Origin of the sequence: Synechococcus sp. H55.9 (assembly GCF_047462355.1) — a bacterium.
Taxonomy (GTDB): Bacteria; Cyanobacteriota; Cyanobacteriia; order Thermostichales; family Thermostichaceae; genus Thermostichus.
Genome location: NZ_JANSJB010000012.1, coordinates 13,225 through 22,029 on the forward strand (window position 1 = coordinate 13,225; position 8,805 = coordinate 22,029).

An 8,805-nucleotide genomic window follows, 5' to 3' on the forward strand; every position below is an offset into this window, starting at 1 on the left:
CTCAATCTTGCTGAAGCAGGCAGGCCGATCACTGCTTTCGGGCCTGGGTCATCTTCGTTGTGACGATTTGGTGAGATCAACTGGGTTTTTGTTGTTGTCTCAACTGCTGCTTCTCCCATGACTGCTACCCTGGTTCCCGCTCCTTCCTGTTTCTTTCTGGCCGGCTTAGATCCTCTAGAGCAATGGCGACTGGCTCCTATTGTCCAACGCCTAGAGGCAGGGGGAGCCCTTGTGCCGGATTCCCCCAGCAACCGGCTGGAGGTGATCGGCATCCTCCACAGCTACGGCCGGGTGCTGGATGCCTACTCCCAGAATTTAATCTTCATTGCCGACCACCAATTTTTGGAGCTGTTCCCCGCTTTTAAGTACTTTAACGGCGAAATTACGCCGGGCAAATGGCTGCGCTACCTCTGGCACGATCGCATCAACTACGAGTTTGCCGAATACTGCATGAAAGCCATGCTCTGGCATGGGGGAGGCGGTCTGGATCGCTATCTGGATACTCCCGAATTTGTCGAGCGAGCCAAGGTGGCCATTCGGGCCAAGTTCCGCTTCAACCCCCTTCTGCAGGGCCTTAACTTCCTCTGCCCCGACTTTGCGCTGGAACAGGTGCGCATGCTGGCCATGTACAGCGGCCTGGGCCAGTTTTGGCGGGTGATGAGCGATCTCTTCCTGACCCTGGCCAAGCGCCACGAGAGCGAACCCCAGCTCACCCTTGCCGACGTGGTGGCCCACATCCAGCAGGGGTTGGTGGCAGCCGCCAACAAGCCCATCACCTACGCTCCCTGCATCTGGGGCCACCGCTACGAGATCATCCCCCTGTCGGCGGGGCTGACCTTCTTGCCCGACACGGCCCTGCCCTACGTGGAAGCCGTGTTTTTCCGCTCTTTCCCCTTCATGGGCACAGTCTCCTACAACGCCCAGGCGCACCAGATCCCAGTCGAGCAGGCGGACTTCGCCTATGGAGCCCTCTATGCCGATCCGCTGCCGGTGGGGAGTGCCGGGATCCCACCCACTCTCTTGATGCAGGATATGATGCGCCACCTGCCTGAGTCTTTGCGGGAGCACTACCGCCGCCAGCCGCGCGGGGAAGATGACCTCAGGGTGAAAATCTGCCTCAGCTTCCAAAAGGCCATGTTCTGCGTTACCACTGCCGCCCTGCGGGCCCTTGCCCCCTTTCCTCTGGAAACCCAGGATCCAGAGCAGCAGTCGGCTAACCGCGAGTTCCTTGCCCCTTGGCTGCAACGCCTGCTGGGATCCCGTCTGTTAAGTGTGCAAGACTAATGTTGGTTCTGTCGTTTTTCCAGGGACGCTTGGAGCGATATCTGGCTCGCCAGAAGAGCAGGGGCTGCTTTGTAACATCCTACGTCTGTAGCTCCCGCGCAGCGGTGGCTAGGGGATCCCATTTTCGGATACAATGTCTTGTCTGATTGAGGAGTAGGGTGGCGTAGCCAAGTGGTAAGGCAGAGGTCTGCAAAACCTCTATGCGCCAGTTCGAATCTGGCCGCCACCTCTTAAACCTGACCTCCCTGGCGGGACACGCATGAAAGACAAGTTGATGTTGATGATCCCCGGCCCCACTCCCGTTCCCGAGAGTGCGCTGCTGGCCATGGCGCGGGGGCCTATCGAGCACCGCAGCAAAGAGTTCACCGCCATCCTGGAAGAGGTGACGGAGGGGCTGCGTTGGCTGCACCAGACTACTTCCGATGTGTTTGTCTTTGCCTCCAGCGGCACCGGGGCCATGGAAGCCGGGATCCTCAACACCCTCAGCCCAGGGGAACGGGTTTTGGTGGGGGTCAACGGCAAGTTTGGCGAGCGCTGGGCCGAGATGTCGGAGCAATTTGGCCTGCAGTGCGAGCGGATAGAAACCCCCTGGGGCGTGCCCTATCCCGTCGAGGTCTTCCAAGAAAAGCTGGCCGCCGACCGGGAGAAGACCATCAAGGCGGTCATTCTCACCCATTCGGAAACCTCTAGCGGCGTGGCCAACGACGTGCAGGCCATTGCGGCTGCCGCCCGCGAGCATGGGGAAGCGCTGGTAATTGTGGATGCGGTCACCAGTTTGGGGGCGATGCCAGTGCCCATGGACGAGTGGGGCTTGGATGTGGTGGCCTCTGGATCCCAGAAGGGCTACATGATCCCGCCGGGGCTGGGGTTTGTGGCCGTCAGCCCGCGGGCCATGGCTGCTGCCGAGCGCTCTCGCTTTCCCAAGTACTACTGGAGCTTCAAGCTGGCCCAAAAAGCCCTGCGCCAGGGCACCACTCCCTTTACCCCGGCAGTAAATCTGTTTTACGCCTTGCAAGTTACCCTGCGCTTGATGCGGGCGGAAGGGTTGGAGGCCATCTACCGCCGCCACGACCGCTTGGCCCAGGCCACCCGCGCCGGTGTCAAGGCGCTGGGGCTGAAGCTTTTGGTCAACCCAGAGTCGGCGGCCAGCCCCTCGGTAACAGCCGTGCTGGCTCCCGAAGGGATCAACGCCGACACTATCCGCAGCACCCTGAAGAAGCATTTCGACATTGCCCTTGCCGCCGGCCAAGACCACCTCAAGGGCAAGATCTTTCGCATCGGCCACCTGGGCTTTGTGAGCGACCGAGACATTCTCACCACGCTGGCTGCTCTCGAGTCAACCCTGCACACACTGGGCTACAGCGACTTCTCTCCTGGAGCAGCCCTCAAGGCTGCTGAAGAGATCTTGACCAACCCTTAGGGATCCCTGGCCACTACTGTAGTTCTCCACACCTGGCACCCCTCCTGCACCCCGGCTAGAATGGGTGGACATCCTTAACAAAACATAAAACTTCGGAGCTTAGCTTCTCTGGAGCAGCGCCTGTTGGGGAGGCAAGGGTAGCCATGCTGGTTGGTTTGCAATGGGATCCCTGTAGAGTGGCTTCTGCGGTGGAGCTGCGGCGGGTGCTGCAAGGGATCGGCCCTCTTTCTTGTCCCTTGCAGTACAACTTTCATCTGCACACCTGCTGCTCCGATGGGCGCATGGATCCGGCAGACTTGGCAGAGCAGGCGCGCCGGCACGGCCTCAAGGGCCTGGCCATCACCGATCACCACACCCTGAAGGGCTACGAACAGGCCCGCGCCCACCTGGATCGCGCCGAGGATCCCATTCTGTGGCCGGGGATCGAGATTACAGCCAACCTGCTGGGCTGCGAGGTGCATATTCTCGGCTACGGGTTTGATCCTGCCGACCCTGTTTTGGATCCCTTTATCCAGGGGGAGCAGGTGCCCGGCCTGGCCGCTGCTGAGGCCATTGGGGCTATTCAAGCGGCTGGGGGCCTGGCAGTGCTGGCCCATCCTTTTCGCTACGGGTTGCCTGCGGAAGAGCTGGTTCCGGCAGCCGTGGAGTTGGGCCTAGATGGCCTTGAGGTCTACTACGCCTACAAAAACCCCGAAATTTGGGCTCCTAGCCCAGAAGAGACGGCGATCGGGGAAAAGCTGGCCGAGACCTATGGACTTTTGAAAACCTGCGGCACCGACTCCCACGGCCCCAGCATCCTCAGGCGAATCTAGCTAGGCTATCCCTGATGAGAAACCCTCTAGAGACGGGGATAGAGCAACTGGCCCAGGCGGCGCAACTGCTCGGCCGTGCCCATACACAGCAATAGATCCCCCGGCTGCAGCAGGGTGTCTCCACTGGGGCCACCGATTAGCTGGCCATCTGCCCGCCGAATCGCCACCACCAAAGCGCCAGAGCGGGTTCGCAAATTGGCTTTCCCCAAGGTTTGGCCGACATAGGGGCATTCTTGGGCCGCCAGTTCGTACTCCTCCAGGTAAAAAGTGCGATCCCGGCCCGACAGGATCCCATCGACAAAGTCCACCACGCGGGGGCGCAAGGCAGCCGCCGCCATCCGCTTGCCGCCTGTGATATAGGGAGAAATGGCGTGGGCAACGCCCGCTCGCTGCAGCTTTTGCAAAGCCTCTTCCGTGTTGGCGCGGGCAATGGTGCGGATGCGAGGGTTCAAGGTGCGGGCCGACAGCACCACATAGAGGTTTTCGGCATCGCTGGAGAGGGCGGCGATCAACCCCTCGGCCTGCTGCACCCGCGCCGCCAACAAGGTGGCATCCAGGGTGCTGTCCCCATGAAGAGCGATATATCCCAGCTCTTGCGCCACCTGAATTGCCTCGGCAGATTGATCGATCACCAAAAACGGCACTCCCTCTGCCTGAAACTCTTGCGCCACCTGCCGCCCAATGCGTCCAAAACCGCAAACGATGTAGTGGTTGTTCAGCGCTTCCATCTGTTTCTTCCACTTCCGCTGCCGGATCCCTTCCTGAAAATGCCCTTGGATGAGGGCCTCCGTAAAGCGATTCACCATGAACCCAATGCTCAGAACCCCCATCAGGATCAAGGCCACCGTGAACAAACGCCCCCGCTCCCCCAGCGGCCTCACCTCCATGAAGCCCACCGAGGTCAAGGTGATAACGGTCATGTAAAAAGCTTCCACCCAAGGCCACTGCTCCACCCCGTGGTACCAGAGGGTGCCGATCAGGACAACGCCCAGCAGCGCCCCCACACCCAATCCCAGATCGCGACGGATGCCGGGATCCCCTTTGGCAGCCCGAAAGATACGAGAGGAAGCCATAGAGCCTAGCCAGATCTGGCCAAGGAAGAGGAAGCAGAAACTAAAATGGGAAGAAAGTCAGTTGCTGACTCGGTAGCGAGTGGAGTGCCGATGCCTGAGTACATCAAGGTGGAATATCGGATCGACAAAAACGGACAGGTTACCGAGACCGTACTGAACGGATCTGGCTCCAGTTGTACTCTAGCCACGGCAGAGCTAGAAGCAGCCCTTGGAACTGTGCAAGAACGAAAGCTGTTGCCGGAGTTTCATCAGCCAGCAGAAGCCGAGATAGAATCGCAAGTCTCTTTACCGCAAACCTGCTGACTCCGTCTCCTTGCCCCCAGTTTTCCCCTATCTACCTGCCTACTTTCGCTTCTTGCCCCCCCTGCCAGCAGCGCCGCTGGACCGCGCCGCCCCAACTGCCGACTGAAACAGCCAAACCGCCAACGGAGCAGCAACAACCAAGATGATACTGGTGGGGCCGACGCCAAAATCCGGCTCGCCAGAAGCCAGCTCGAAAATCGAGCCAACAGCAGCAATGGCGCTGAGGCAGGAAACGGCCAAGAGCAGGTAACCTTTAACGCTGGTGGTCATACAGAACTCGTTTGTGGACTATTTTTGTGGACTGTAGCTGCGCAGCAGCAAGGCAAGCCGGTCGAATGCGTGTCCATTCGCCAAAAAGCCCTCCCACTCCTGAGAGGGCTGTCTTTACATGCTAAAAGCAGGGATCCCTGGCCAGCAAGGCCAAATCAAAATGCGGATCCCTGAGGCTTCTGGGGGCTAGGGTGCCGATCTAGCCGTTTACGATGATCTTGCCGACCATTCCGGCCCCACGGTGGGGCGTGCAGTAGTAGGTGTACTCACCCGGAGGGACATCCACAAAGGCCGATTCTACTGCTTGGTTGGGAGCGGTGAGCAGGGCTTTGTGGGAGAGCTTGGCCGCCAAAGCGGCATCCCCACCGGGCACCTTGTCAAAGACGACGTTGTGGGGATAGACCTTGTTGTTCACCCACCGAACGGTATCCCCTTGGTTGATGGTCAGAGAGGGCGGATCGTAGACCAACTGGGCTTTGTCGGATCCCATCTTGACGGTGTAGGTTTCGGCAGCCGCAGGGCTGGACAAGAACGCTACAGCCACCACCCCAACCACAAGGCTGAGCAGGATGAGCTGCAAACGCTTCACCAGGTTGAAAACTAGAAACATGGATTCCTCTCAAAACGTGACAGCAGTTATCCCAAACTCTGCAGTTTAGTTGCCACTTTCCAAGTTTTGACGTACCTACCCCAACTCTAGCTTGCTTCCGCAAGCGATAGCCGGAGGACTCTTGGAGCTTCAGCGACCGTCGCTGGCAAGCTAGCCCTACACGATCTCCACATCTATCTTGGAGTCGGGCGTTCGGCTTTGCTGGCGCGCGGCGCTTTGCCCCACCGCGACTTTGGGTTGGAAAGCTGGAAACTTAGCTTTTGTTTCCAACTTTAGTTTGGCACAAAGCCGCTATGAACGGTGGGGTTTTAGACCCAGGTTCTTTGATAACTAGGCTCATCGCAAAGTAGAGCATGCCCAACCGGGGGGCAGCAACGTTACCTCCTTGACAGGGAGCGGCAGCAGACCGAACCCGTGAACAGCACAACCCTTCCACAGGTGGATGCCGCGTTGGGTCAGTTGCTTTCCCCGCCGGCGTGGGTTGGGTGCAGGTTCAACAAACGGTTGTTGGGCCGGGGACATCGTGGCCCTGGCTGGTACGGGCGGCGGCTCAAATGGTGGGATTGGGCGGGTTGGGAAGTGCCCCAAGATCTGGGGAAGGGAAACTCCAGATCCCATCTTTAGGCCCCGCAAAGAGCAAGTTTTCCAGGTTGCGCTCACGCCTACTCGAAAACCCTTGGAGATAGAGATTCTTTCTCCGTGGGATCCCTGAAAGCCCAAGGCTACTTTGCTCGATGCAATCAGTGGGGCTGCCGATGCAAAAGAAGGCCAGACCGTCATAGCCTTAAAGAGCAGGTTGTTGAATACTGCTGGTTATATCCCTTCGATATTCTTTGCTGGCCCTCTTAAGATCATCTGAAAGCAGTCGGTTACTGAGTCCTCACCCAATCGCGAGCTTGTTGAGATGAATGTACAGCGTTCACCCATAGTTAGCTCAGCCAAGAGCCACCTTATAAAAAGCCTAGAATCGACCGAGCAGCGGCTTAACATTCAAATCTTGGCTCGCTGTATCGGCACTGCCTTGAACCTGGGCGCTCCCCTTAGGGTTGAGGTGCACTACACTCCACAAGCACATGAATAAGCTCTGAATAAGTTTTGCTCAACCCAGTTGTTTCTCTGCTTTGTTGGCTTGCTGAGGGTGGCTTGGCGAGGAAACTCAAACTGCTCGGAGTGGCCACTTGGCCGAGAAAACCGTCTGCCCAGGCAAGCATAACGCTCTAAGTTAGCTTAACATCAATGAAGTAGACAGGCTAAAACCCCTCTGCTTCAGCGAGGGGATACAGCCAACCCAAGGGGCTTTAGCCCCTAGCAAGGTCGAATTAGCAACAATGCTTGGACTAGATCCAAGCATTGTTGGTAGGGGGCTTTTGACTGCTCCCACCCACCTTAATCCGTGGGTGACAGCTCAAAGGGCAAGCAAAGCGATGTGGCTTCAGCCTGTTGCCTAGCGCCCTTTGGGAATCCTCTCTCTTTCAAGGAGGGGAGAAGTCAAGACTGGGCTTGGCCTTACCCGGCCAACTCAGTGCCCAGGGATCCGGATCAACTTCCTTCGCGTTGCAGGCAAAACAACCATGGTAGGCATCTTCAAGCGCTTGTTTGGCTCTCGTGGCCAAGCAGATTCCCCACCCTCAACGAAAACTGTTGCCAAGCCAACCCCCAAGAAAGAGAAGAACGACAATACCTTTTTTCTCGATCCAGACGAGGCCAAAACCCTTGGCAACATCGAGTACATGCGCACCCCCAGGATTGTGAAGCACACCTTCCAGGATTTCGGCAGCAAGGAGAAGGTGGAGGTGGTGGAGCAGGTCTCCTCTCTTGGCAAAGTTAAGCTGTCTACAGAGCCAGCCAAAACTCCTGAAGCCGCTTCTGAGCAGGGATCCGCGACTTCGAGCAGCAGCGAAGCCGGCCCGCGGCGCCAGGGCGGATCAGACATGGATCTGTTCCGCAACATGGCCCGCAGCCTGAAACGAAAATAGGCGAATTCAGATTGATCCCGGTCAAAGCCAATTTGCGGCAGCGACAGGCGTGATACAACTGCTATCGAATCCACACTGAACTGGAGAAGGAGCAATGGCGATTAAGCGAGGCACCCTGGTGCGGGCCATCCGCGAGAAACTGGAGGGCAGCCTAGAAGCCCAGGCAAGCGATTCTTTGATCCCCAACTACGTTTTCGAGACCGCCGGAGAAGTGGTGGATATCAAAGATGACTACCTGCAGATTAAGTTTGGGTCTGTTCCCACTCCTACCATTTGGCTGCGGGCGGATCAGGTTCAGGAGATTGCAGGTTGAATAGAAGCAGGGAATGCTCCACACCCTGTAATGGGGTGAAGAGGGTTCAATGGCACTTTTGGCTGCTCCTACCCGTGAGCAACTTTTGCAGCGCAGGCGACTTTTGCGTCGGCAGCGGCGCAGCCAATTCTGGCAGGGATCCTGGCGCTTGACCAGTTCGATGGCCGTCTTGACGCTGCTGGTGCTGGGCCTGCGGCAGCCCTACTGGCAAATTCGTCGTCCGGAACAAATTCAGGTCGAAGGTGCCCACTGGGTCGATTCCACCTGGATCCGGGCGCAATTGCCCCTGCGGTATCCCCTCAACATTTGGCAGGTGCAGCCGGCTGTTTTGGAGAGAGCCCTGCTGGGATCCCCGGCCCGGCCTTCTCCCATCGAAAGCGTCCAGGTGCGGCGGCGGCTGCTGCCGGTGGGGGTGATCGTCCAAGTGCGGGAACGGCAACCGGTTGCACGCGCGCGATGGGGCGACCGGATGGGCTGGGTGGATCGGCAGGGCAACTGGCTGCCTCCCGATCCGTTTCGGCCCCCTGGCCCCAGCGGATCTCACTCTTCTTGGCCGGAGCTGGAGTTGCTGGGGTGGGAGAACCAGGCCCCAGAGCAATGGGCGCGGTTGCTCCAGGCCCTGCAGCAGTCGGAAATTGAGATCCAGGCAGTGGATTGGCAGTCTGGAGAGGGGATTACCCTCCATACCGAGCTGGGCAAGGTCTACCTGGGGCCGATTTCCGACCGCTTGCCTTTGCAAATTCA

10 protein-coding genes and 1 tRNA gene are annotated in these 8,805 nt (G+C 58.5%); 8 read left to right on the forward strand and 3 right to left on the reverse strand.

Going from position 1 to position 8,805, the window contains the following annotated elements; all coding sequences use genetic code 11:
* The first annotated feature begins 117 nt into the window (after positions 1-117).
* From NW857_RS03080 to NW857_RS03095, 4 genes are all read left to right on the forward strand, one after another.
* Positions 118-1,284 carry a CO2 hydration protein gene (locus NW857_RS03080; RefSeq protein ID WP_414364134.1) on the forward strand — a complete coding sequence of 389 codons (1,167 nt, stop codon included), beginning with the start codon at positions 118-120 and terminating at the stop codon, positions 1,282-1,284.
* Positions 1,285-1,441: 157 nt separating this feature from the next.
* Positions 1,442-1,513 (forward strand) — tRNA-Cys (locus NW857_RS03085).
* A gap of 30 nt (positions 1,514-1,543) precedes the next feature.
* Positions 1,544-2,704 carry a pyridoxal-phosphate-dependent aminotransferase family protein gene (locus NW857_RS03090; protein ID WP_414333171.1) on the forward strand — a complete coding sequence of 387 codons (1,161 nt, stop codon included), beginning with the start codon at positions 1,544-1,546 and terminating at the stop codon, positions 2,702-2,704.
* A gap of 143 nt (positions 2,705-2,847) precedes the next feature.
* Entirely contained in the window at positions 2,848-3,516 is a 669-nt protein-coding gene (locus NW857_RS03095; protein ID WP_414333173.1) for a PHP domain-containing protein, read from the forward strand.
* Positions 3,517-3,542: 26 nt separating this feature from the next.
* Here the strand turns inward: NW857_RS03095 and NW857_RS03100 are convergent, their stop codons facing one another.
* Positions 3,543-4,589, reverse strand: coding sequence for a potassium channel family protein (locus NW857_RS03100; protein ID WP_414367912.1), 1,047 nt, complete (start codon positions 4,587-4,589; stop codon positions 3,543-3,545).
* Between the two features lie 90 nt (positions 4,590-4,679).
* Between NW857_RS03100 and NW857_RS03105 the strand changes: the two genes are divergently transcribed.
* Positions 4,680-4,892: a DUF2997 domain-containing protein gene (locus NW857_RS03105; RefSeq protein WP_414333176.1), complete on the forward strand. Its 213-nt coding sequence runs from the start codon at positions 4,680-4,682 to the stop codon at positions 4,890-4,892.
* Between the two features lie 39 nt (positions 4,893-4,931).
* Here the strand turns inward: NW857_RS03105 and NW857_RS03110 are convergent, their stop codons facing one another.
* Both NW857_RS03110 and petE read right to left on the reverse strand, forming a co-directional pair.
* On the reverse strand, positions 4,932-5,162 hold the full coding sequence (locus tag NW857_RS03110) for a hypothetical protein (RefSeq protein WP_414333177.1): 231 nt from the start codon (positions 5,160-5,162) through the stop codon (positions 4,932-4,934).
* A 199-nt stretch (positions 5,163-5,361) separates the two neighbouring features.
* Complete coding sequence (gene petE, locus NW857_RS03115) at positions 5,362-5,754, reverse strand: plastocyanin (protein ID WP_414333219.1); 393 nt, start codon at positions 5,752-5,754, stop codon at positions 5,362-5,364.
* Between the two features lie 1,589 nt (positions 5,755-7,343).
* On the opposite strand from petE, the gene NW857_RS03120 reads away from it, so the two are divergent.
* From NW857_RS03120 to NW857_RS03130, 3 genes are all read left to right on the forward strand, one after another.
* The gene (locus tag NW857_RS03120; RefSeq protein ID WP_414333179.1) at positions 7,344-7,748 is read left to right on the forward strand and encodes a hypothetical protein; all 405 of its coding nucleotides are present in this window, start codon (positions 7,344-7,346) and stop codon (positions 7,746-7,748) included.
* A gap of 94 nt (positions 7,749-7,842) precedes the next feature.
* Positions 7,843-8,061: an NAD(P)H-quinone oxidoreductase subunit O gene (ndhO, locus tag NW857_RS03125; protein ID WP_414333180.1), complete on the forward strand. Its 219-nt coding sequence runs from the start codon at positions 7,843-7,845 to the stop codon at positions 8,059-8,061.
* Positions 8,062-8,110: 49 nt separating this feature from the next.
* Positions 8,111-8,805, forward strand: a 695-nt coding sequence (locus tag NW857_RS03130; protein WP_414367913.1) for a cell division protein FtsQ/DivIB, incomplete at its 3' end; no start/stop codon positions are given.